Source organism: Paraburkholderia pallida (genome assembly GCF_004524855.1).
Taxonomy (GTDB): domain Bacteria; phylum Pseudomonadota; class Gammaproteobacteria; order Burkholderiales; family Burkholderiaceae; genus Paraburkholderia; species Paraburkholderia oxyphila.
Map to the genome: position 1 here is coordinate 934,325 of NZ_CP038151.1, position 24,050 is coordinate 958,374.

Genomic DNA, 24,050 nt, shown 5'->3' on the forward strand with positions numbered 1-24,050 from the left:
CGCCCGTTTTTTTAAGCCAGCACCGCATCCTTCGTCACGACCTTGCGCGGAATGATCTTGAGGTCGTAGAACGTATCGGCGATCTTCTGCTGGTCCGCGAGCACGGCCGCGTCGATAGGCCGGTATTCGTGCGCGTAGTGCTTGAGCCCGGTCTCGATGGTCGCGGCGTCCAGACCTTGAATGGGCGCGAGCCGCGCGGCCGCGGCCGCCGTGTTCTGGCGCACCCATTGCCCCGTCTTGCCAAGCTCTTCGAGTGCAATCGCGATCACCTCGCGGCGCTTTTGCGCAAACTCGCGCTGGCTCAGGAAGAACTGGTGATGGCTCGCGACGCCGCTGGCGTCCGCGACGAGGCGCGCGCCGTCCTGCGCCTGAACGGCGGCCAGAAACGGATCCCAGATCGCCCATGCGTCGATGGCACCGCTTTGCAGCGCCGCGCGCGCATCGGCGGGCGCGAGCCAGACGGTCTGCACGTCGCGCACGCCAAGGCCGTGCTGCTGCAGCAGCGCGACGAGGAACCAGTGCACGTCCGAGCCGCGGTTCAGGCCGATTTTCTTGCCCTTCAAGTCAGCCACCGACCGGATCGGCGACTGCTTCGCGACGACCACGCCTTCCGCATGCGGCGTGGGCAGCTCATAGGCGCTATAGACGAAATCCGCACCCGCAGCCTGCGCGAACACGGGCGGCGCTTCGCCCACATAGCCGAAGTCGATCGCACCCACATTCAGGCCTTCGAGCAGCTGCGGCCCGGCGGGAAACTCGTTCCACGTCACCTTGATGCCTTGTGGCGCGAGGCGTTTCTCGAGCGCACCGTTGGCCTTGAGCAGCACGAGCGTGCTCGCGGCCTTCTGGTAGCCAATGCGGAACTGGTCGGGCTGAAATTTCGCCCAGGCGGGCAGCGCGGCACCGGCCAGCGCGGCGCCTAGCGCGGCTAGCACGGCGCGGCGGCGCTCGCGGTGGTTCGATGGGGTCGTCTTTTCGCGGGTCATGATGAATGCGTAGCGTGAAGTTCTCGCGCGCGATGGAAAAAAGTGCGCTGCGGGCGTGCAAAAAATGCTACCTGTCACGCCGTGCGAGCAGAAGTAACGAATCACGCTAAGCAAATCACGCCGCCGGGATAGCGGTTCCGGCGCTCGTGCGTCAGTGCCCCGGCATCACCGCCGGATCGGCGGACACCTCGCTGCCGGCGCCGCCATACCAGCGGCTGAAGACGTCGGCCGGCATCGGCTTCGCGTAAAGGAAGCCCTGAATGTAGTGCGTGCCGCGTGCGCGCAGATAATCGAACTGCGCCTGCGAGGCCACGCCCTCGGCCACGAGGTGCGCGCCCAGGCTGTGCGCGAGGCCAATGATCGCATCGAGCACGACGGCGCTGCGCCCCTCGGCATCGATCGTCAGCACGAAGCCCCGGTCGATCTTCAGGATATCGAAGGGAAATTTCTCGAGGTACGAGAGCGCGCAGAAACCCGTGCCGAAGTCGTCGATCGCCACCTGCACGCCCTCGGCGCGCAATGCCTCCAGATTGCGTCGCGCCTGCTCGGTGTTGCGCATGATCGAGCGCTCGGTGATCTCGAGCACCGTCTGGATCCGGCGTCCCGCGATCGTGCCCAGGAAGCGCCGCACGTCGGGCAGCAGATCCGCGCCCGAGAGATGCTCCGGCGCGAAGTTGATGCCCAGATGAAAGCCCGGCCGCGTGCCCCACAGCATGACGTCGCGCGCGATCAGCTTCAGCAGATGCTGCGTGAGCGGCACGATCACCCCGTCCTCCTCGGCGCCGGGTATGAACTCGTCGGGACGCACCGCGCCAATGCCCGGCCGGACCCAGCGCAGCAGCGCTTCGGCCCCTTCGCAGCGCCCCGACTCGACGCCATAGAGCGGTTGATACTCGACGTGGAATTCGCCCGCGCGGATCGCGCGCAGCAACTGCTCGCGGCGCGACTGGCGGTTGCGCTGCGCGCGGTGCACGAGCCACACGAGCAGCCCCGATAACGCCACGACCCACGGCATGTAGCGCAGCAGCAGCGCGCCCCACTCCTTGTTCAGGTGCGCGGGCTCGCCGTAGAGGTGCAGGTCGATCACGCTGCTGGCGAACAGCTTGCGTGTATCGGCGACGACCGGGCTGGAGGCCACCGGCGTATCGGCGCTCGCCTCGTGCAGCGAGGTGCCGGTGCCCACGCGCAGCTCGGCCTGGCGATACGCGGAAAGCGGCGCGGCCGCGTGCAGCAGGTCGAGCAGATATTGCGAGTCGACCACGGCGACGACGGCGCGCGCACCGGGCGCCCGCACGCCTACCAGCAGCGCCGGGCGATCGGCCACCATCGGGGTGCGGGGCACGATCGCGAGCCAGTCGCCGCGCGGCATGCGCCCATCGCCAGTCAAGATGACGTGCGCCGCGATCGACTGCTGGCCGAGCGCCGAAGAGCAGGAGAGGCGGTCGCCGTCGACGATATTGAGCGTGCGGATATAGGGTTCCGTGGCCGTAGCGATGGTGAGCACGGCTGCCAGCGTCGAGCACGGCTCGGCCGCGCGCGGCACGACGCCCTGTGCCGTATTGCGTGCGCGCGCCGCGATGGCCATCACCTGATTGACGACGAAGTTCGAGGCCAGCTCGGCCTCGCTGCGCACGACGCGCATCGCTTCGTAACGCGTGAACGCCACGCACAGCAGCACCGGCAGCGCCGCCGCAAGCACCATCACCCCCACCTGCGTGGCGCGCACCCACATGCGCCTCGCGCGGGACTGCGCGCTGGGCGGCAATTTCGGCGACGCCCTGGAATCGAACTCCGGCAAATGCGCCTCCCTGCCACCATGCGGCGGCGTCCGGCGACACCCTTGGACTGCATGCGCCGCGAACGCGGCGAACACGGCAATCGGCACTGGGGCAACCGGTGCACGAAAAGTATCGGCCTGCGGGAACCTTACACCAAGGGCCAGAATGAAGAGCTGACCGTGCCGCGCACGGACGCCGCCCGCTCGCCGGAAGCGGCGCGGCTCAGGCGCACTCGATGCGGTTACGCCCGTCTTTCTTCGCGCGATAAAGCGCGACGTCGCTGCGCGAGAGCGCGGCTTCGGCGCTCGGGTCGCCGGCGTGCATCTGCGTGACGCCGATGCTGACCGTGAGCGCCACCGTGCCGGCCCCGCACTCGAGCGGCTCGCGGGCGATACGGTCCTGGATGCGGCGCGCGATCGCGCACGCGCCGTCGAGATCGGCGCCGTCCAGCAAGACCGCGAACTCCTCGCCGCCGATGCGGCCGGCCACGTCGCCCGCACGTAGTTGCGTGCGCAGAACCCCAGCGAAATGGCGCAAGGCGTCGTCACCTACGGCGTGGCCGAAGCGGTCGTTGATCGACTTGAAATGATCGAGGTCGCACATGAGCACTGCGACGTTCGCCCTGCCCGCGCGGCGCAACAGCGCGTGCCGCGCGTCGAGCCGCGCCATGAAGTGGCGCCGGTTCGCGAGGCCCGTGAGGCCGTCGGTCGTGGCGAATTCGTGCAGCTCGGCCTCGATGCGCTTGCGCTCCGTGACATCGGTGATGAAGCCGTGCCAGACGATGGTGCCGTCGGCGTGACGCTGCGGCTTCGCATCGCCCTGCCGCCAGCGCAGCCCCTGGCGCGGCAGGCACACGCGGTATTCGAGGTGCCACGGCGAGAGCGTGGCCGCCGATACCGCGAACGAGGCGCGCCAGGGGTCGAGATCGTCGGCGTGGATGAGCGCCTCGATCGCGCGCGTGTGGGCCGCGACCTGCACCGGCGCGAGCTCGTAGATCTCCGCAATGCCCGCACTCGCGTAGGGTATGCACATGTGGCCGTCCGGCGTGCGGCGGCACTGAAACACGAGGCCCGGCACCTCGTTCGTGAGATTGGTGACGAGGCTGGCCGACTCGCGCAGGCGCTCGGCCATCTCGTGCATCGACGTCACATCGGTCGTGGTGCCGATCATGCGCAGCGCCCGGCCCTCGCCGTCGCGCGCGGTGACCTTGCCGCGGCTGCAGATCCATTTGTAGCTGCCGTCCTTGCAGCGGATGCGGTGCTCCACTTCGTACTGGTCGGTGCGGCCTTCGAAGTGGGCTTGCATCGTCGCCTTCACGTAGTCGACGTCGTCGGGATGCAGGCGCCCGTAGCTGTCTTCGATGCGGTTGGTCACCTCATCGTCGGCATAGCCGAGCATCGCTTTCCAGCCCGTGGAGTAGCGGATCTCCCCGCTGGCCACATCGCGGTCCCAGATGCCCGTGCCGCTGCCCGCGATGGCGAGCGCGAGGAGATGCTCGCGCGCGCGCAGCGCTTCGAGCTCTTCATGCAGCGCGGCTTCGGCGGCAGGCGCTGCGGCGCTCGCGCCATGCACCGCTGCGTGCGCGTCCTGTGCTTCGATGATCGTTTCCTGCGCCGCCAGCGCTGCGATCACGCGCGCGAAGTCGTCGAGGCTCGCGCGTTCTGCAAGTGAAAGCTCGCGCGGCGCATGGTCGAGCAGGCACAGGCTGCCCAGTTGATCGCCATTCGCCCCGCCCAGCGGCCAGGCGGCGACGAAGCGCAACGGCAGCGCGCTTGCCCGGGACAGGCACGCCTGCCATGCGGGGTCCGTCCCGAGATCGCTGATGATCAACGGCTCACCCGCGTTGGTGAAGTCGTATGGCGCCAGCGCGCCGTTCGTGCCGATCGTCTGCTGCGCGCGCCGGATTTCGAACAGCGCCTCCCGCAGCGGCGCGGCAACGCCCGACGTGGCGACGCCGGTCCCCTCCGCGCCGGCGCCGGGCCATGCCGGCGCGCCCGCCGCCGCATCGCCGGGCAGCACGCATGCAGCCGCCACGCCGAAATGCCCGGCGACAAGGCGCATCAACGCATCCAGCAGGGAGTCGAGACCGTTCGCGGCACACGCCCCGGCGCCTGGCCCGGCGAGCGCGTGGTCGTTGCCGGGCGCGTCACAGGCTGGCGCCGTGGGCGGGACGATCGCGGGTTCGTCGGCAGGCTGGGGAACGGGCATGGCGCGCGCGGTGACAAGGTAGTCGAGCGCCCAGTATACAGTGCGCATTTTTCACCCGGCCGGCGCGCGGCGGATCGAACCGCACCGAGCGCCAGCATTCGTTGCAGACGCATCAGAACGCGCTGCGTCGACAGCGGAGCGTGGCGGCTTCCGAAGCCGCGCGATGCGTGTAATGAGTCTTCCGGGCGATTGCCGTCCACGCTCGCGCAGCACGCGTTTTCCCCCTTCAAATCGGCCGGATCGTTCATCAAATAGTCATGCCGCGAAGCGCTGGAGAAGCACGCGATGAACGGTAAAAAACGCCGTCAAAAAGCAGTCCTGAACCCGACGCCAACCTTTCCGTTCGCTACCGGACAAACCCTCCCCCCCACTCTGCGCGCCGTGTGACTACACTATTTTTGACGGCGTCCGCTTGCGTCACAAATGCATTCCGGTCTGCGCCCGTCAGCACGATTGCCACTGGGAGGTGTGCTGTGCTCCGCCTGATTTTCGCCCGCACCTCGCGCCCCGCGGCCGCGCTCACGCTGGCGCTCGCCAGCACGTTTTGCCCTCCGGCTAACGCGGCAACACCCGTCCCGCCGCCCAGCGGAGCGAAGGCCAGCACTGCTGCCGCAGACAAGCCCGCCACCGCGAGTGCCGCCGCGCCCGACGCCTCCCTGCGCGCGAGCGTCACGCCCGCAGCCATGGCGACACCGGACTTCTTCTCGCTCGCCGAGCGCTACGGTCCCGCCGTCGTGCACGTGATCGCGCGCAGCGCCGACGATCAGACCGCGCCGCCCGAGCAGGAAGCCATCGACACCGAGGACCCGTTCTTCGCGTTCTTCAAGCGCGTGCCGCAGCCGCCCACCGACGGCCAGCCAGGCGCCCCGCGCGCGATGACGGGGGCGGGCTCCGGCTTCATCGTCAGCCGCAATGGCCTCGTGCTCACCACGGCGCACGTCGTGGACAACGCCGACGAAGTAACCGTGCTGCTGACCGACAAGCGCGAGTTCAAGGCGCAGGTGGTCGCCGTCGATCCGCAAAGCGACGTGGCCGTGCTGCAGATCGCCAATGCGCACAATCTGCCGTTCGTGAAGCTCGGCGATTCGTCGAAGGTGCGCGCCGGCGAACCGGTGCTGTCGATCGGCTCGCCCGACAGCTTCCAGAACACCGTGACGACGGGCATCGTCAGCGCCACCTCGCGCACGCTGCCCAACGGCAGCGCGTTTCCGTTCCTGCAGACCGATGTGGCGGTCAACCCCGACAACTCCGGCGGGCCCGTGTTCAATCGCGCGGGCGAAGTGATCGGCATCGACGTGCAGCTCTACGCCGACAGCGGCCACTACGAGGGCCTGACGTTTGCGATTCCGATCGAAGCGGCGAACCAGTTCCGCGCGCAGTTGCAGGCAGCGCTCAAGGCGGCGCCCCCTGCCGCCGCCGCCGCCGCTGCCGACCCCGCCGCCGCCGCCCCCGCCGCCCCCGCCGACGCAGGCAGCGCCGGCACGGCGCGCACGACCCACACCTTCGGCATGCAGGTCGAGGATGTGAGCCCGGGGATCGCGGCGGCGCTCGGCTTGTCGCGCGCGAGCGGCGCGCTCGTCGACACCGTCGATCCGGGCTCGCCAGCCGCCGCTGCGGGCGTGAATGCCGGCGACGTCATCATTCGGGTGGGCGACAAACCGGTCGATGGCGCCGCGGCGCTCGCCGAACAGCTCGCGGCCGTGCCGCCCGCCACGAAAGCCTCGCTCGGGGTGATCCGCAACCGGCAGCCGGCGCAGGCGGGTTTCAAGAACGCCGCGGTCGATCCGAAGGCGGCGCAACCGAAGCGGGTGAGGAAGACGGTGCCGCCGGCACCGGCAACACAAGCGGCGCAGGCAGCGCAGCCGGCGCAAGCCGCACAAGCGACACAAGCAGCGCAAGCGGCGCAGCCGGTTCAGGCGGCGCAGCTTGCCGAAGCCACCGACGCACCTGCCGTGACACCCGTGGCAGCCGCGCCTGCAGTGACAGCCGTCGCCGCCACGCCGGCGACAGCCGACGCGGCGACCGTCAACGACGTCAGGGCCGTGAAAGCCGTGATGACGGACGCGAGCACCCAACCCTCCACGGCCCCGGCGTCGAGCCACGCCGCCGATCGGCTCGGCCTCGTCATGCACGCGCTGACCGAGGACGAAAAGCGCTCGACCGGCCTTCCGCTGGGGCTGATGGTGGACGACTCGATCGGCCCCGCCGCGAAAGCGGGCGTGCGGCCCGGCGACGTCGTGCTGACGCTCGACGAGACGCTCGTCGAAACGCAGGACCAGGCCGCCGCCCTCGAGGCAAAGGCGACGAAGAGCATGGAAGTCCTGATCCAGCGAAACCGCGCGCGCAGCTTCGTTGCGGTCAAGCTCAGGTGAGGATGCGGCGCGCGATGCCCCGAGTACCAGATCGCTACATGAGGATACAAAGCCGCGCGGAATAACTCCTGTCCGCCGCGTGTTCGTGTCTATGTCGGCAGCGTTGAATCGAACGATTCGATTGCTGCCGCGAGACCCATTCACACGATCAGGAGTTCGAAATGTCTATCCGCCGCGTATTGCTTGCCACGTTCGTCGCCGCCACCTCCATGGGCGCCATCGCCAGCGCTTCGGCCCAAGGCCTGACCCGCGACGAGGTTCGCCAGCAGTTGATCGATGCCGAAGCCAACGGCTCGCGCTTCGTCGCCGATGCGTCGTACCCCGACGTCAGCCCGGTCTTCGCCAATCAGGTTGCACACAGCGCCGCGCCGCACGCCGACAGCGGCAGAGGCATGCCGACGACCGGAACGAGCGACTCGGGCGCGCCGCATATGGCCTGCGTGGGGCCGGTGAGCTTCTGCAACATCTACGCGGGAAGTTGATGCGCGAACGTCCAGCGCGTGTAACGCCGATACCCCGCTCATGGAGAGCGGGGTATCGGCGTTGGCATGCGAAGATCGCGAACGGCCAGGGTCTTGCGCAGAAGCGCTGCGTGCTTGCGCGCGCGCAAGCACGCTCAGCGCGGCGTCAATTGCGCATACACATCATGGGCGAGCTGCAACAGCACCTTGCGGTCGATACCGCCCGAAAGCGCATAGCCAAAGTCGCCATCGATCCAGTAGAACACGTTCACGGGACCGTCCTGATAGAGCTTGAACGCAGTCGTGTTACTGCTTGCCTTGCGGTGCGAGATGCACAGCGTCACGCGTTCGCCCTGCGCGTTGTGATACATGAACTGCGCGACCTCGCCGTCGGCGCCCGGCAGCAAACGCCCGCCCGAGAGCTCGAAGCCGCTCTTCTCCAGCATCGGCGCATGCACGTTGGTGCCGAGCCGGTTCGCGAGCCACTGCACGAAATCCTGCTCCTGACGCGCGCCCATCGAGTCCGGCCGCTCCACCTCGGGCATGTAGACCACGTGCGCGAGCGCAGCCTCGTGCACGAAGTTCATGGTCGAGTCCGCGCTCACCGTATGCAGTTCCGCATGCGAGTCGCCGCGGCCCGCTGCGCCGCCCAGCATGTTTGCGCCATAGTGCGTGCCCCAGCCGATGCCCACGCCCAAGACCAGCGTAGCCGCGAGGCCCGCGAACTTCGGCCAGTTTGCCGCTTCGCGCACGTGGCGCCTGGCCGGCCTGGCGGATCCGCCATGCGCCGCGCCGGCGGACTCGACGCGCAGACGCGCGGGCACCGGTTCGCTCAGCACACGGTCGTAACGCTCGTGCAGCAGATTGTTTAGCGCGAAGAAGTCGCTCGCGCGCGCCGCAAGCTCCGGATTGCGTTCGAGCTCGCGCTCGACGTCGGCGCGGCGTGCTTGCGCCAGCGTGCCGTCCACGTAGGCGTGGATGTCCTCTTCGGTCACGGGATTATGTTGGTCGCTCATCGCACCACCTTCAAATTCGCACGCGGGACGGAACCGGCCATGAGCGCGCGCAGGCGCTCACGTCCTCTCGAAAGCCGCGACATCACCGTACCGATGGGGATGTCGAGCGCCAGCGCCACGTCGGCGTAACTCATTTCCTCCAACCCAACCAATAGCACCACCTCGCGCTGCTCGACCGGCAGCCGCTGCAACGCAAAGTCGAGATCGCGCACCTCGAGCGTGCCGGTCTGGGACGCGGGCACCGCGTAGTCGGTCTCTGGCACGCTCTCGTCATCCACGCTCACGTGCGTGCCGCGCGACGCCGACTTGCGCACCTGATTCACGAACAGGTTGTGCATGATCGTGAAGAGCCACGCGCGCAGGTCCGTACCCGCGCGAAACAGCGCCGTGCGCCCGAGCGCGCGCTCGAGCGTGTCCTGCACGAGATCGTCGGCGAGCTCGCGGTTGTTGATCAGCGCGCGGGCGTAACGCCTCAGGCGCGGCACGTGTTCTATCAACTCGTCACGGATGTCCATGTTCCATCCTCGCCGTCCTCATCTGAGCGCTCATCGTGGGGGCTCCTCATTCGCGACCGCGGCGTCGCGCGCCGGCTGCTCCTGCGTGGCGAGGTCCGCCGCGCGCATCAGGCCGCGCGTCTGCGCATCGCCCGCCAGCACCCAGCGCTCGCCATGCCCGGTCCAGCCGAGCAAGCGCAGATTGCCGACGCGCCGGGCGCTCCATTGTGGCTCGGCATGCGCAAACCACGCGCGCGAGGCGAGCAGCACAACCGGCCGGCCTTCGCCGTTTTCGTAGACCCAGCGGCCGGCCCGCGCGAAAAGCCCGAGCTCGATCGTGCCGGACGCCACGAGCCGCAAACCCGCCGGCGCGAGGTCGAACGGCGCCGGGACGCTGGCCGACGGCACCGGCACGAGCGAATCGGCGAGCGGCGCGCCGGGCGAATCCTGCGCCGACGCCGCTGCTGTGTCAGGACCGTTGCCGGTCTCCATGAGCGCCATCACCGCCGCGTCGTTCAGAACCTGGGCACTGGGCTCGGAAATGGCAAGCCATGCCAGCGCCGCGCCAGCCATGAGGCACGCGAGCGCAAGCGCGGCAGCCCGGTGGCGGGCAACGCCACCAGCCGCAGCCCTGCGCCGACGTGTCGGCGCGGGCCGCCGCATTTCGGACAGTGCTTCGGGATCGTGCTCGTGCTCAGCCTCGCCGAATGAGTGACGAAGCTGGGCATTGAGCCGCCGATAAAACAGGATCCGATGCCATTCACCGGGGCGCGTCGCCAGATAGTGGCGCACACGCGCGATCCGGGCATGCGCCAGCGAACCGTCTGTGTAGGCGTGGATATCGCCTTCGGATACCGGCCGCTCGTCGTGCAGCCTCTGTAAAGCCATGATATGCCGCCGCGTTGGGTGGAGACGATGGACTAACACACGCGCCTGGGCGCTTATTCCGCACGGGGCGCAATTTTATGGGGCGCGGCGGGGGCGACTTGCGCTTGCGGTGCTGGGTATGTGGGCGCGCCATTGAGGCGACGCCCTCCTCGCGACGGATCGCCCAGCAACGGCTGGCCTTTGCTGGGAATCAAGTAGAGACGTCTTTTGCACAATTTTATGCACCTTGAATCGATGGTGAGGCTGTATTTCGGAATTTTCTCCTGTTCAGGCTAATATGTGCTCCTTCAGGATAGGCATCTGCGGGCGGTGGAGTCTGCCGCCCTTGCATCGCGGTGTCTCTCTTCAGAAGGAAGCGGCATATGAAGGACGCAGTGACAGGGCGTGAAGTTGCCCGGCTTGGCGACACCACCGACCACGGCGGCGAGATCATTCAGGCCGCGCCCAATCTCACCCATCGCGGCATTCCGGTTGCGCTCGACGGCCATCTCGTCAGGTGTCCGAAGTGTGGTGGTGATTTTCCCATCATCGCGACCGGCAAGCGCACGCATGGCGGTGTGCGGGTTGCGTTCATCGGCGACATGACCACATGCGGCGCAACGCTGCAAAAGGCGTCCTGATCATGTGGCCCGATTACGTTTGCACCCTGAGGAATTACTTCAGCCCCGTTCGCATGCGTGGGCCCGAGTTGCCCGAACGTGTCGTCGTCCTGGAGTGGCGCAAGCGGCAAAAAGAATTCCGGCAGGACGTGCTATTGCCCCAGCGCGTTTGGGGCACCGAGGCAATCGGACAGCTTTTCGAGTATCACATCGAGGCTTACTGCTCAGTCCACGATCCAAAATATTTCGGGAATGACGACTATGAGATTGATCTCGACGCCATCAAGGGAACCCAGATCACGCTCGTCTTCAGCGATGCTTACGAAAAAGAACATCGTCGCTATTGGCCTCTGACGAAGCGTGACCGCACCGGAGAGCGCGAGATCAGCGGCATGGTCGAATCCGCCGAGATCGCCAGCGCCGAGGGCGATGCGCTCGTCTATCAATTCGTGATACGCCCGTGGTGGTGGCGTGCAACGCTGTGCAAGAACTCGCGTGTCTTTGTTGGCATGGATGCGGCGATCCCCAACATCCTCCGAAACGTTCTGTCGAAGTACAGCAACGATATCGAGTTCCGTTTCAACCAGGGTCTTGAGGCCAGGCACAACGCATTCCGGCGTGACTTTATCCGGCAGGCATGGGAAACGGACTGGGACTTCTGCATGCGGCTGTGCGAGGAATTCGGCTATGTGGTCTGGTTCGAGCACCACGACGAAAAGCACGTGCTCGTCATAGCCGACAACACGCGCGGTTGCCAGGAACAAAGCCTACCCTATGACACGCTGGAGTATCGCCCCGAGGGCGGCCACCACCAGCGGGTGCACATTGCGGATCTGTCGTGGCGCACGTCGGTCGCGGTCGAAAAGATAACCGTCACCGATCATAGCTATATATCGCCCCGGCTGAGCCGCAACAGTCTGTCCTATCGCGCGCAGTACAGCGTGAAAGGCGAAGATGAAAGTCAAACGAATTTCCATGGGCGCCTCCAGTCCTACGAGCCCGCCGAGTACGCCCAGCCCGACACGCATTACCGCGACGGTCGGGACGCGGAAGATTGGGAGGCGGATGCGCAACATCTGGCGCGCGTGAAACTGGAGGCCCAGCGCGGCCAGCGAAAACGTGTACGGGGCCGTGGAGAGTTGAGCGGGCTGGAGGTCGCGAAGACCTTCACGCTAACCGATCATCCGTACGACAATGCGAACGGCGACTATCTCGTGCTGGCGTGCAAGCTGGATATCCGGGGCGCGCCGGGTCCTTCGGAACTGTTCCTCCATTATTCATTTGACGCCTCGTTCGAACTGCTCCCGAAAGATGAGCCTTACCGCATGCCGCAGGTCACGGAGCGCCCGCGTCTTCGCGACAAGGAATACGCGGTCATCGTGGGGTCCGCCGATTTCGAAATGACGATCGATGAATACAACCGGGTGCGGATTCAGTACGCCTGGGATCGTCAAGGTGATTTCACCGGTCGCAACTCAATCTGGGTCCGCGTCGCGCAGCCGTGGCAAGGCAACCAGATGGGTACGGTCATGCATGGCCGCCACGGGCAGCAGGTCATAGTGGACTACATCAACGGCGACCCGGACCGCCCCATCGTGACGGCGTTCGTACCGGACGTGAACAACATGCCGGCATGGAAGCTGCCCAAGAATCAGGCGCTCACTGGCATCGTCACGCGCAGCTTCGGGCGCGGCGCCACGACCAACCATCTCGCGTTCGACGACACACCGGGTCGCCAGCAAGTACAGCTCGCGAGCGACCATGCGAAATCGAGCCTGAGCCTGGGCTATATCACGCGCATCGACGGCAATGCGGGGCGTCAGGAAGCCAGAGGTGAAGGCTTCGAGCTTCGCACCGACCTGCGGGGCGTTCTGCGGGCGTTCGGCATGCTGATAACCACGTCTATCCGTGAAAAAGCGGCTGGCAAGGTCAAGGACATGGGCGAGACGCACACGCACCTGACCGAGGCGCGCGGTATTCACGAGGCGTTGGCGCAGAGCGCACAGCGGCACGGCGCGCAGGAGACGACCGACAACCAGACGGACGTAACACGGGCCATCAAGGACGCCAACGCCGCGTTGCGCGGCAATGTCGATGATGAGTTTCCCGAGTTCGGCAACCCCGACATTGTCCTAGCCAGCGCGGCTAACCTGCATGCCACGGCGGAACACAACACGCACTTTTTTAGCCGCGAGAATACGGCGCTTACGACGGGCGGCAATGTGGCGATTGCGGCAGCGAAGTCTCTGTTCGTTTCGGTTGGGCGCGTGGTGTCTTTCTTTGCCTATAAATCCATGAGCCTCATTGCCCGTGAGCTTGTACGCATTGAATCACGCACGAACGGAATCGATATGACTGCACGGGGCGATCTGACGCAAACCAGCACTGGTGGCGCGATCAAGCTGGCGGCGCCGAACTACATCGAGTTCAAGGTAGAGAACACGACAGTTCGTCTCACGCCTCAGGGCTTTTTCGTGTTTACCAATGGGCAGTACCTCGTCCATGCGGCGAAGCACGCGACGGATGACCCGCAGGCGCCACCTGTGCTGTTCCCGGTCACGCCTGAGAACGCCGGCAAACTCGTGGCCCATCATGTGCTCGTCGAGAGCGGTGGCGGCTTTACGGTCCCGAACCAGCCATACCGCCTCACACTGGACGACGGCCAGGTTATCCAGGGCGTCACCAACGAACTGGGCGAATTGCAGATGGCGACGAGTAACGCCGTGTCGTTCGGCATGGTCGAATTCAGGTCGCAGAGCAGCCCGGAGGATGTGATCGGTATGACCAGGATATCGGTCTACCGGGACGCAAGTCTACCGCCGCCGCCCATTCCCCCCATACCTGCACGGCGAACGGCACAGATTGGCGGCAAGACGGCAAGCACACCTGGAGAAGGACCAACAACACAAGCTCAGGCGCCAGATTTTATCGGCTGTGATCCACTGAACTTTGGCCTGCGCACATGCCTCTATCTCAACAAGGCAAAACCAAACGATGAGGAACAACAGTACGACTATCGACACAATGTCGATTATCCAGTCGCGAAAAAGTACACCGCTGCGGTCAAGAAGGAACTCACCGCGCTCGACTGGGATGGCTTGGCAGGAAAGTCTGCAGATGAGATTGGTGAGACTGTTGTCGCTGCAATCAAGCCAACACTATGGGAAGCGCTTTCAAGTGGGGCATTCGGCTTACCCAAGGGATCGTCTTCATTAAAAGACAAACCCGGCGCAATGCCGGAAATTGTATTCGTCACACCAGAAAATGCAGCCAATTACGGCTTTGAGAAGGACTATCTAGGCGGCTTCGTGGGCATCTTCTGGATAATTGCGATAAACATCTCAAAAATTAATAGAATTATAGAAAACAAAGGAGGCTTTCGCGCCATCGACGTGTCGGAACTGGCCGGAACGTTCTATCACGAGGCCAGGCACTGCCAGCAGAAATTCTGGATGATTTCACTATTTTCAAATCACCGGGATGACTATAAGCATTTTAAAAACATGGATAACTATGTCGCGGCAACGGTGAGAGAATCCGTGCGTAATCTCGCATTGAGTACGCCTTTTCCGGCCGACGATCGTGTTCGCATTGGCGTTCATCGGATGCTGATATTCGATTATTACTGGTCGATTATAGGCACCACGGGAAAGTCTGGTTTCAATTTTCTGCAGGCCGATGCGGCAATCGCAGAAACTGAACTGTGCAAGCTACTAGCCGTTACACCCGAACAGGCACGACAAATGGCAGATCGCAAGTCCGGATACAGGAGTCATTTACATGAAGAGGACGCATTTATATGTGGTGAATTGGTCGATCTGTACTGGAATGATCCTGACAGGACTCAGCTCCGCAATCCCGGCACATGCACAAAACAGTATCGCGAAACCATTACGCGAATTAAGGGGAGTGACAATGCATAGTAAGGCGCGAGACCCTCAGGTAGAAGCGATAGCAAATGTTCTTACCGGAGCGATGGCGATTATTCGCGACGACAAACCATTTAACCCAGATGATTCTGTGTTTGGGCAAAAAATACGAACAGAAAAATATCCTGGATATCCTGGAGGCGTATATTTATTCACTAATAAATCGTTACCTCAATCGAGGATAATATTTTCAACTGCCGCCGACCCATCTGATCTATCGGAAGACAGGATGAAAGTTCCAGTTGTCCCTGTCGCGTTCGAAATCCTGTTTACCGGGCCGCTCGTGGAAGTGAATCGCTATCTCCTCGAAGAACGACTCGACTTGGCAAATTACTGGGTCGACCGAGAGGGGCAAAAACAGCAAGGTAATGATATGGGTCCCGGCTTTCCACCTCAGGAGCGTATCCATCGATACCGTTACCGGGCGAACGACCACATAGGAACCCGCGCGTCGGTGAATGTTGATCTGGACTACGTGGACACTGACAGCGACAATCCGGCGGAACCACCAAAGTTACTGCATGTCATCATCGAGCGTGCCTATCCGCTCGTCACGCCCGAGGACCGCAAGAGACTGCACGAAGAAAAGGAACAGCGCATTCGCGAGTTGTACGGGAAACCAGAGGCCACCAAGTGACCCAGCGCTTCGAACATACAATTTCGCAGTTCGATCGCGCTGCATCCGCGGCCCGCACCAATGCGCCTCGCGCAGAAACCGCAATAGCCCCATAATTCCCAACATCCGCGTCTAACAGCCCACCCTCAGCGCGCAGCATCCCCCGCCAGCTCATAGGCACCCCAATAATAAGGATGCCGATACACCTGCCCATCCTTCCCCGCGAGCATCTCACGTTCGGCCTGCGCAAGCGCGCCGGCTTTCGAAAGCGCGGGATTGGCCGCATAAGCCTCGAACACGCCCGCGGTGATCCGCGCCGCCGACTGCGACTCCACGGCCCACTGCGTAACAAGCAGCGATCGCGCGCCCGCAGCAAAAAAAGCGCGCGACAACGCGGAGATGGCATCGCCCGCGTTCCCCGTCGCAAGCCCCGTATTGCAGGCCGAAAGCACGACCCAGTCGGCGTTCAGGCGCAGCGTCACGATGTCGTCCGCGGTGAGGACCGAATCGGCAAGTCCGTGCCCTTCGTAGGCAAGCGCCAGCCCGGACTTGCGCCAGCCCGGCACTTCGCCCGGCGAGATGCCGTGCGTGGCGAACAGCACCACGCGGTCGCTCGACAAGTCCGCTTTCATGACCGCGCTGCGCGAGGCGCGCGTGCCCCATAGCACGCTGTCTTGCGGTGCGCCCAGCGCCGCAGCAATCGAACGCGCTTCGGCCAGCGTTTCGGGCAGCGGCGCCACACGGTGGTAATCGAACGCGCGCGTGCCGGCGTCGAGCGGGAACGCGCGCGACGCCGCCAGCGTAGCGGCCGGCGCACCCTGCTCCGGAGGCTCGGCGTCGAGGCCATCGAAGCTCGGATCCGCGAACGCCAGCAGCGGCCTTTGCGCATGAGGCGCCGGATACGTGCGCGCGAGCACGAGCGCCGCCGCGCTCGGGATGCGCACCGGCAGGGTCTTCTCGATCCACCACGACGCGCCGCTCAGGCTCGACGCCGGCTGCGTCACCAGCACGTCGAACGGCACACTCGCGAGCAAGCCGCTGGTGGCCAGATAGACCGTGTCCGCGCCGGCGAATTCGGCTTCGATCGGTGCGATCAGCGCGCGGTACAACGCGGCTGCCGCGTTCAGATCGAAGCCCGCCAGTTCGCCTGGCTGCGTGGGCGGCACGCCCGCGTCGAAGCTCGCGCGCAAGGCCGCGATTTGCGTCTTGAGCGTCTCATGCGTCACCGCGAGCCGGATGGCGCGGAACGCGCCGCCCGGATGCACGACGAACGCGTAGCTCGCGTCCCGGCCCGCATAGAGATCGACGTAGACCTCACCCGGATGGAGCACCGCGCCCACCTCGCGCGGCGAAGGGATGGCCGGCGACGCCAGTTGCCGATAAAGCGGGAACTGCTCGGCGATCTGCTTGCGCAGCGCCGCGAGTTGCGCGTTGGCCTCGCGTTGCGCGCGATCTTCGCGCGCGAGCTCGGTGGGTGTGTCAGGCGTGGCGGAAACGTCGCCGTTGTCTTGCCCGGAAAGCCCGGCGTCGGCGCGCGCGAGCGCGAGCTGCGCCGTGTTCTGCCCGTAGCGCAACGCCTGCTCGCGCTCCACGAACTCGCGCAATGCCGGCGTGCCGGCGGCAAGACGCGCTGCGCCGTCGTTCATGGCGTCTTGCGTCGCGTCCATCTGAAAGTGCTCGGCAATGCGAAACGCCAGCGCCGTATCGTCGCCGCCGCGCTCGACCAGATAGCGCATCGACATTTCCAGCGCGCCATCCTCGACGTAGGCGCCGCGCGAAGTGGCGTCGTTCCAGCTTCCCTGCATGCCGACGATCGGGGAGACATAGGCGATGACGTCCGCCTCCTTCGCGGGCGTGACGGGATCCTGCAGGCGGTAGAGCATCTGCATTGCAGCCGGATACTTGTAGAACGGGCCCTGCGCGCCCTGGACGCGCAGTTCGTAGGCAATCAAAGGCTCGATGCGTTTGCTGGCCGCCTGCCATTGTCCGCGTGCGGCGAGGCTCAGCGACTCGCGATCGTTAGCGCTGCTCCCCTGCTCGGCAAAAGGATTGAGCGACATGATCCGCTCATAGGCTGCGGCGTCGCCGCGATAGTCGCCAATACGGCCCATGGCAAGCGCGATCAGCATGCGCTGGCGCAGGCAATCGCCGTATTCGGCCGTAATCTTCGCGGGGTCCACGCGCTCCTCACCGGCGAGCGCGGCGTCGATGGCGCTGAGCGCGCCGTCGTAATCGTTGTTCGACTCACGCGCGATCGCAAGACCGCGTTCGAGCCGCGCGCGCTGGATCACGCTGACCTGCATATCCGGGCGATGATCGGCATCCCAGCTCAGTTCGTTCGCATAACTGAGCGCTTCGGCGGGCCGGTTGTTCTGCGCGAGAATACGGATCAACTCGACGGCATTGTCGTAAAGCTCGTTCACCGCCGCCTGGTGGCGTTTTTCGCTGAGCGTGGGATCGTTGAGGTTGTGCCACGCGAGGTCGGTAATTTGCTGGTACTTGAGCAGCGCGAGGTCATTGCGGTTCGCGGCAAGCCGCTCCTTCTCTGCTTCCGCCGCGAAAAAAGCGTAGGCGGGTTCGCGCGGCAGGGTTTCGAGCTCCGTAGGTGGGGTCTGCCGCGCAAACGTGCGAGCGAGCACAAGATAGTGGTCGCACTTCCTGTAGTTGTGCGATAGCGCGTAAAGGAAAGCAAGATTGGAGGCCTCGAGCGAGCGCCGCCCGGCGCCGATCTTCGAGTCGTCCACGATCTGCTCGCGCACGCGCACCGAATCGGCAATCATGCCGGCCCGAAAGTACTCCGTCGAAAGCGAGTCGAGCAAGGCATAGCGCTTTTCGCCGTCCTCGATGCCCGCCAGCCTCGCGTGGATCGAGCGTTCATGCGCGCCTGCCGTCTTCCATGGCGTTGCCGTGGAAGACCTCGCACCCTGGGTCCCAGGCGACGTTTGCGTACGTGCAGGCGAGCAAGCAACGCATGCCAGGCCAGCAAGGCCAAGCGCGCCGGCAAGCAAGACAGCATGGACGAGATTCAGCGTGCGGTGCGCCATCGCGCCGGCCCTCCCGAGCGCGCACGCCTCGAACCGGGACGTCGCGTGCGGTGCGCGATCCCGACGATTCAAGCACCGCCGCAGCGGCGCATCAAGCCGCCTCTGTGCGCTTGCGCACAGAGGGTTGCGCGCGGCTCAGTCCCGCCCGGTCACCGCCGTCGAGTACGACACGCGATTGCGCCCTTCGCGCTTGGCCCGGTAGAGCGCCGCGTCTGCCGCCTCGATCAGCGCGGTTTCCGCCAGCGTTTCGGTGGGCGTGAGCGTCGCCACGCCCACGCTGATCGTCAGATGCTCGCTCACCGCCGAGCCCATATGCGGCAGCTCGAGCCCCGCCACGTCGCGGCGCATCTTCTCGGCCAGCAGGCGCGCGAGCGCGCTGCCCGCGCCCGGCAGCACGACGGCGAACTCCTCGCCGCCGAAGCGCGCCACGAGGTCGCGCGGCTGGTTCACCTCGCGTCGGATCGTGGTGGCCACCGAGCGCAGCACGTTGTCGCCGGCCACGTGGCCGTAGGTGTCGTTATAGGGCTTGAAGTAGTCCACGTCGATCATCAGCAGTGAGACTTCGGTGTTCTCGCGCTGCGCGCGCCGCCATTCCGCGCCGAGGAATTCGTCGAAATAGCGGCGGTTCGAGAGACCCGTGAGGCCGTCCGACTGCGTGAGCCGGCGCAGCTCCAGGTTCACCTTGAGCAGTTCCTGCTGCGAGCGGCGCAGCGCGCGATAGGCCTCGTCGCGCTGGATCATGTTCACATAGGAGCGCGAATGATATCGGACGCGTGCGATGAGCTCCATGCTGTCCGGCAGCTTGACGAGATAGTCGTTCGCGCCCGAGGCGAAGGCCGCGCTCTTGATCGACGGCTCCTCCTTGGTGGAGAGCACGATGATGGGCACGTCGCGCGTGGCGTCGTTGGCGCGGTAGGCGCGCACCAGCGTGAGGCCGTCGGTGCCCGGCATCACGAGGTCCTGCAGGATCACGGTCGGGCGCACCTGCTCCGCCATGCGCACGGCCTGGTCGGGGTGCGCGCAGTAATGGAAGTCGATGTCGCGCTCGCTCGCCAGCGCCCGCCGCACGGCCTCGGCGACGATGGCCTGATCGTCCACCAGCAGCACCATCATCGGCGCCTCGGCACCGGGCAGCGGCTGCGCGAGCGCGGTGCGCACGGCGGCAAGCGCGGCTTCGAGCGATGCCTCGTCGGGCCCGCCTTCGGTCAGCGCGGATTCGGCTGCGGTTGATGGGTTCGGCTTCTCAGTCATGGTTTCTGTCGCTTTTACGGTCGCTGTTTCAATTGCTTGACGTCCAGGTGCTTGACGTCTATCAGGCGCTATTACGGTCTTTTCGCAGGCGGTCTTTAAGGTGCAGGCGGTCTCGTCATGCCGAGCGTGCCGGCTGCGCCGTGCGCGCCCAGGCGGCTCACGAGTTCGCCGGCAATCGCCGAGAGCGGCAAGATCGCGCGCGCGGCGCCCAGCGCGGCGGCCGCCTTCGGCATGCCGTAGACCGCGCTCGTCGCCTCGTCCTGGGCAATCGTGTAGTAGCCCTTCGCGCGCATCGCCTTCAGGCCGATGGCGCCATCGCGTCCCATGCCCGTGAGCAGCACGCCGATCGCCTCGCCCGGCCAGTGCTCTACGACGCTATGAAAAAACGTGTCCACGGAGGGCCGATACGGCGTCTCGGCCGGCTCGCGCGTATAGGCGAGGCGGCCGGAAGCCGTCATGCGCAGATGGTCGTTGGTCGCCGCGAGCAGCGCCTCGCCCGCCGTGGCCCGGTCGCCTTCGCGCGCGACGCGCACCTTGAGCGCGGTTTGTCCGTCGAGCCAGTCGGCCATGCCCAGCGCGAACGACTGGTCCACGTGCTGCACGATCACGATGCCCGCGCTCAAGCTGGCCGGCAGCTCGCCCAGCACCGCCGCGAGCGCCGTGGGCCCGCCCGCCGAGGCGCCGATCGCCACCAGTGGCGTGCGCGCGTCGGGGGCCGCCGCGAACGCCTCGGGCGCGCGCGCCGCCTCGATCGTGCCGTTCACGCGTCCGATCTGGTCGATCTTCGCGAGCAGCAGGTCCATCGTGCTGCGCGCTGCGGGGCCCGCGAGCGTGGGCGTGTCGACCGCGTCGAGCGCGCCCGCGCCCATCGCCTCGTACACGCGCCAGGCGTTCGCGCCCACGCTGCTCGTGACGATCAGGATCGGGCATGGCGAGCGCGCCATGATGCGCCGCGTGGCCTCCACGCCGTCGATCCTCGGCATCACGAGATCCATCAGGATCACGTCGGGCGGCTGGGCGGCGCAGAAGTCCACCGCCTGCTCGCCATCGGCGGCCACCCACAGCACGCGATGCCCGGGCCGCGCCGCGATGGCGTGGCGCAGCGCCTCCACCGCGAGGGGCATGTCGTTCGCGATACCGATGTTCATCAGGTCGCCTCTCCGATCAGGTCGTTCACTGCATCGAGCAGCGCTTCGTCGTGGAAGCTGCCCTTGGTGAGGTAGTAGTCGGCGCCGGCGTCGAGGCCGCGGCGCCGGTCGTCCTCGCGGTCCTTGTACGAGACGATCATGACCGGCACGCCGCGCTGCTGCGGATCGTTGCGGATCATCGTGACGAGCTCGATGCCGTCCATGCGCGGCATGTCCACGTCGGTGATGACGAGATCGTAATGGCCCGTGCGCAAGGTGTTCCAGCCGTCCATGCCGTCCACCGCCACGCTCACCTGGTAGCCGCGCTTTTCGAGCAGCTTGCGCTCCAGCTCCCGCACGGTCAAGGAATCCTCGACCACGAGGATGCGCTTGCGTTCGCGCGCGGCAACCTGGGTGCCGCGCGCCACGCCCGCGAGCTGCCCTTCGCGCACGAGCCGCGCGACCGAGGCCACGAGATCCTCGACGTCGACGATCAGCGCCACGGCGCCGTCTTCGAGCAGCGCCGCGGCAGCCACGTTGCGCACCTTGCCGAGGCGTGCGTCGAGCGGCTGCACGGCAAGCGTGCGCTCGCCCGCGAAGCGGTCCACCGCGATGCCGTAGAGCGCCGCTTCGTGGTCGGCGCCATGGCCCGCGCCGATAAGCACGACGCACACGTCGTCCGAGCCCGCCTGCGCCCCGCTCGCGCCGAGCAGCTGGCGCGCGGTCACGAGCCCAACGGGCCGCCCTTCGTAGATGATGTGCTGCTGGCCTTCGAGCATCTCGATGGCTTCGCGCGGCACGCGCAGCGCGCGCCGCACGTGCGCGAGCGGGAACGCATAAGCCTCGCCCGCCACCTCGACGATCAGGCTGCGCAACACCGAAAGCGTCAGCGGCAATTGCAGCACGAAGCGCGTGCCGCGCCCCGGCGCGCTTTCGATGCGCACGGTGCCGCGCACGGCCTTGGCGAAATTCTGCACGGCGTCCAGGCCCACGCCGCGTCCAGAGACATCGGTCACGCGCTCGCGCATCGTGAAGCCGGGCAGCAGCAGGAACTCGAGCAGCTCGGGCTCGGACATGGCCGCCACAGCCTCGGGCTGCGCAAGCCCGCGCGCGACGATCGCGCGCCTGAGCGCCGGCAGGTCGACGCCCGCGCCGTCGTCGGCCACGGTGATCAGCAGCTTGCCCGCGCTGTGGCGCGCTTCGAGCGTGAGGCGCGCTTCTTCGGGCTTGCCGGCAAGGCGCCGCGTCTCGGGAGCTTCGACGCCATGATCGAGCGCGTTGCGCAGCAGGTGGCCGAGTGGCGCGTCGAGCATTTCGAGGATGTCGCGATCGACTTGCGTCGTCTCGCCCTCGATGACCAGGCGCACGCGCTTGCCGAGCGAGCGCGCGAGATCGCGCACGATGCGCGGGTACGCATGCGCCGCGTCGCCGAACGGGCGCATGCGGCATTGCAGGGCTTCGTCGTAGAGGCGCTGCGCGAGCTGGGTGCCGCGCCGGTCGATGCGGTCGAGGTCGTCGAAGCGCTCGCCTAGCTGGCGCTCGAGCGCCGCAAGCTGCTCGCGGATGCCCGCGAGCGAGGCGCGCGCCTCGGCGCCGAGCGTTTGCGCGTGGCGCTCGTGGAACTGGCCGAGCGCGGCGAGCACTTCGCCCTGCGCGCGGCGCACGCGCAGCAAAGTGTTTGCGAACGGACGCATGCGGCGCGACTCCACCAGCGATTCGCCCGCCAGGCCCAGCACGCGGTCGAGCGTCCCGGCGCGCACGCGCAACATGCGGTCGCGGTCCTGGGTGGCGTGGGTCGCGGAGCGTTGCGTGACGGCAGGCGTGGAAGTGGCGGCTTCTGTGGCGGCTTCTGTGCCGGCGTCGCGGCCGATGTCCCCGCCGATCTCGCGAGCGAGTTCGCCGCCAGCTTCCGCGGAGGCGGATTCGCCATACGCCCCGCCTTCGCTCCACGCCGGCGAACCCAAACCTGGTGTGCCCGCAAGACTTGCAGCTAGCAGCGCCTCTGCGTCCGACAACCCCGGTGGCGCCGGATCGCGCGCGCCGTCGTCCGTGCCGCGCGTAAGCCCAGCCGCCGCATCCCGCCCCGGCTGCGCGTGTGCGGGCGCAACGGTATCCGCAGCGGCGCCCGCCAGCCGCGCGACAAAATCGTCGACGGCCTCGCGCGCGAGCGGCGGCGCTGACGCGTCCCCTGCCGCCAGCAGCAGATCGATGCCCACCAGCAGCGCGTCGATGCGCGCCGCATCGATTGTCACCGCGCCGTGCTGCGCGGCGACGAAGCAATCCTCCATCGCGCTCGCCACGTCCACGGCCTCGGGCAACCCGACAATGCGCGCCGCGCCCTTGAGCGAATGCGTCGCGCGCATGCAGGCCTCGAGCGTGGCCGCGTCGGCGGGCGTGGACTCTAGCGCGAGCAGGCCCGCCGAGAGCGTGCGCGTCTGTGTCTGCGCCTCCTCGCGAAAGAGGTCGAGCAGCGACCGGCGGCTCAGTTCGTCGTCGCTCATCGCAGGCTCCGGGTCAGCGCGCCGAATAGCGCATCGGGATCGAGCACGCCCACCGAGCGCCCGCGCCAGGCGAACACGCCGCGCACATGGCGGCCCGCCGCGTGCGCGAGCGTGGCGGGCGCGCTCAGCAAATCGTCCTTGCCGAAGTAGGCCACGCCTTCGACATCGTCGACGGGAAACGCCGTCGTCTCGCCGTCCCACTCGGCGACGAGCAGGCGCGGTGTGGCGGCGCGCGCGCCTGCCGCGCTCGCTGGGCCAGCGCCAGCGCCTGTGCCAGGTGCCGCGAATTTCACCGCTGCGGCCGTCGTAGCGTCGGCTGTCACGTCGATATGCAGCAGCTCGGCGAGCGAAGCCGCGAGCGTGAGCACGCCGCGCACGTTCACGACGCCGAGCACCGCGGGGCTGCGCCGGTGCGGCAACGAATGAATCGCGCGCGCCTCGCCCACGTAGCGCAGCGCCTGCGCGCTGAGCGCGAGCCATTCGGCCCCCACGCAGAACACCAGCGAACCTTCCTGGCGTGCCACGCCCGCTTGCGCGGCGTGGCCGCCCTCGGCTTCGGGCGCGCGCACCGTGCGCTGCGCGGGACGGTCGAGCATGCGCGCGGCGGCCGCCTCGAAGACGGGGCAGTTCAGGCAGCGCACATATTGCGCGAGGCGCTCGCACGAGCCGTCGCCGCGCGTGCCGATGCGGTTCCAGCAATCGTCGAGCGGCGCGGCGCGTGCGCCCGATTCGTGAATCGCGTCGTGCTCTTGCTCGATTGCGTGCATGGCGTTCAGGTGC

16 protein-coding genes are annotated in these 24,050 nt (G+C 66.5%); 5 read left to right on the top strand and 11 right to left on the bottom strand.

Going from position 1 to position 24,050, the window contains the following annotated elements:
• Positions 1-11: 11 nt before the first annotated feature.
• The 3 genes from E1956_RS38990 to E1956_RS39000 all read right to left on the bottom strand — a co-directional run bounded on the left by E1956_RS38990 (position 12) and on the right by E1956_RS39000 (position 5,020).
• Positions 12-986, bottom strand: a complete 975-nt coding sequence (locus tag E1956_RS38990) for a sulfonate ABC transporter substrate-binding protein (protein WP_134758655.1) — start codon at positions 984-986, stop codon at positions 12-14.
• A 151-nt stretch (positions 987-1,137) separates the two neighbouring features.
• Entirely contained in the window at positions 1,138-2,712 is a 1,575-nt protein-coding gene (locus E1956_RS38995) for an EAL domain-containing protein (RefSeq protein ID WP_167760265.1), read from the bottom strand.
• A gap of 274 nt (positions 2,713-2,986) precedes the next feature.
• On the bottom strand, positions 2,987-5,020 hold the full coding sequence (locus E1956_RS39000) for a sensor domain-containing diguanylate cyclase (RefSeq protein ID WP_232072207.1): 2,034 nt from the start codon (positions 5,018-5,020) through the stop codon (positions 2,987-2,989).
• Positions 5,021-5,445: 425 nt separating this feature from the next.
• On the opposite strand from E1956_RS39000, the gene E1956_RS39005 reads away from it, so the two are divergent.
• Complete coding sequence (locus E1956_RS39005) at positions 5,446-7,344, top strand: trypsin-like peptidase domain-containing protein (protein WP_232072209.1); 1,899 nt, start codon at positions 5,446-5,448, stop codon at positions 7,342-7,344.
• A gap of 161 nt (positions 7,345-7,505) precedes the next feature.
• Positions 7,506-7,826, top strand: coding sequence for a DUF4148 domain-containing protein (locus E1956_RS39010; RefSeq protein WP_134758657.1), 321 nt, complete (start codon positions 7,506-7,508; stop codon positions 7,824-7,826).
• A gap of 134 nt (positions 7,827-7,960) precedes the next feature.
• Here E1956_RS39010 and E1956_RS39015 read toward each other — a convergent pair whose 3' ends face one another.
• Genes E1956_RS39015 through E1956_RS39025 form a run of 3 tightly spaced genes read right to left on the bottom strand, consistent with a single transcriptional unit; the run spans position 7,961 to position 10,203 of the window.
• The gene (locus tag E1956_RS39015) at positions 7,961-8,821 is read right to left on the bottom strand and encodes an anti-sigma factor family protein (protein WP_134758658.1); all 861 of its coding nucleotides are present in this window, start codon (positions 8,819-8,821) and stop codon (positions 7,961-7,963) included.
• The gene (locus tag E1956_RS39020) at positions 8,818-9,336 is read right to left on the bottom strand and encodes a sigma-70 family RNA polymerase sigma factor (RefSeq protein ID WP_134758659.1); all 519 of its coding nucleotides are present in this window, start codon (positions 9,334-9,336) and stop codon (positions 8,818-8,820) included. The genes E1956_RS39015 and E1956_RS39020 overlap by 4 nt, the downstream gene beginning before the upstream one ends.
• A 30-nt stretch (positions 9,337-9,366) precedes the next feature.
• Positions 9,367-10,203 (bottom strand): anti-sigma factor, encoded by an 837-nt coding sequence (locus tag E1956_RS39025; protein ID WP_134758660.1) that lies wholly within the window; start codon positions 10,201-10,203, stop codon positions 9,367-9,369.
• Positions 10,204-10,565: 362 nt separating this feature from the next.
• On the opposite strand from E1956_RS39025, the gene E1956_RS39030 reads away from it, so the two are divergent.
• The 3 genes from E1956_RS39030 to E1956_RS39040 are packed head-to-tail and all read left to right on the top strand — an operon-like array spanning position 10,566 to position 15,368.
• On the top strand, positions 10,566-10,823 hold the full coding sequence (locus E1956_RS39030) for a PAAR domain-containing protein (protein WP_134758661.1): 258 nt from the start codon (positions 10,566-10,568) through the stop codon (positions 10,821-10,823).
• Positions 10,824-10,825: 2 nt separating this feature from the next.
• On the top strand, positions 10,826-14,725 hold the full coding sequence (locus E1956_RS39035; RefSeq protein ID WP_167760266.1) for a type VI secretion system Vgr family protein: 3,900 nt from the start codon (positions 10,826-10,828) through the stop codon (positions 14,723-14,725).
• The gene (locus tag E1956_RS39040; protein WP_134758663.1) at positions 14,718-15,368 is read left to right on the top strand and encodes a hypothetical protein; all 651 of its coding nucleotides are present in this window, start codon (positions 14,718-14,720) and stop codon (positions 15,366-15,368) included. Before E1956_RS39035 ends, E1956_RS39040 begins: the two co-directional genes overlap by 8 nt.
• Before the next feature lie 125 nt (positions 15,369-15,493).
• Here the strand turns inward: E1956_RS39040 and E1956_RS39045 are convergent, their stop codons facing one another.
• From E1956_RS39045 to E1956_RS39065, 5 genes are all read right to left on the bottom strand, one after another.
• Positions 15,494-18,391, bottom strand: coding sequence for a CHAT domain-containing protein (locus E1956_RS39045; protein ID WP_134758664.1), 2,898 nt, complete (start codon positions 18,389-18,391; stop codon positions 15,494-15,496).
• A gap of 135 nt (positions 18,392-18,526) precedes the next feature.
• On the bottom strand, positions 18,527-19,642 hold the full coding sequence (locus E1956_RS39050; RefSeq protein ID WP_418789341.1) for a diguanylate cyclase: 1,116 nt from the start codon (positions 19,640-19,642) through the stop codon (positions 18,527-18,529).
• 95 nt (positions 19,643-19,737) lie between these two features.
• Complete coding sequence (gene cheB / locus E1956_RS39055; RefSeq protein WP_134758665.1) at positions 19,738-20,790, bottom strand: chemotaxis response regulator protein-glutamate methylesterase; 1,053 nt, start codon at positions 20,788-20,790, stop codon at positions 19,738-19,740.
• Positions 20,790-23,270, bottom strand: a complete 2,481-nt coding sequence (locus E1956_RS39060) for a hybrid sensor histidine kinase/response regulator (protein WP_134758666.1) — start codon at positions 23,268-23,270, stop codon at positions 20,790-20,792. Before E1956_RS39060 ends, cheB begins: the two co-directional genes overlap by 1 nt.
• The gene (locus tag E1956_RS39065; RefSeq protein WP_134759663.1) at positions 23,267-24,037 is read right to left on the bottom strand and encodes a chemotaxis protein CheW; all 771 of its coding nucleotides are present in this window, start codon (positions 24,035-24,037) and stop codon (positions 23,267-23,269) included. The genes E1956_RS39060 and E1956_RS39065 overlap by 4 nt, the downstream gene beginning before the upstream one ends.
• Between the last annotated feature and the right edge of the window lie 13 nt (positions 24,038-24,050).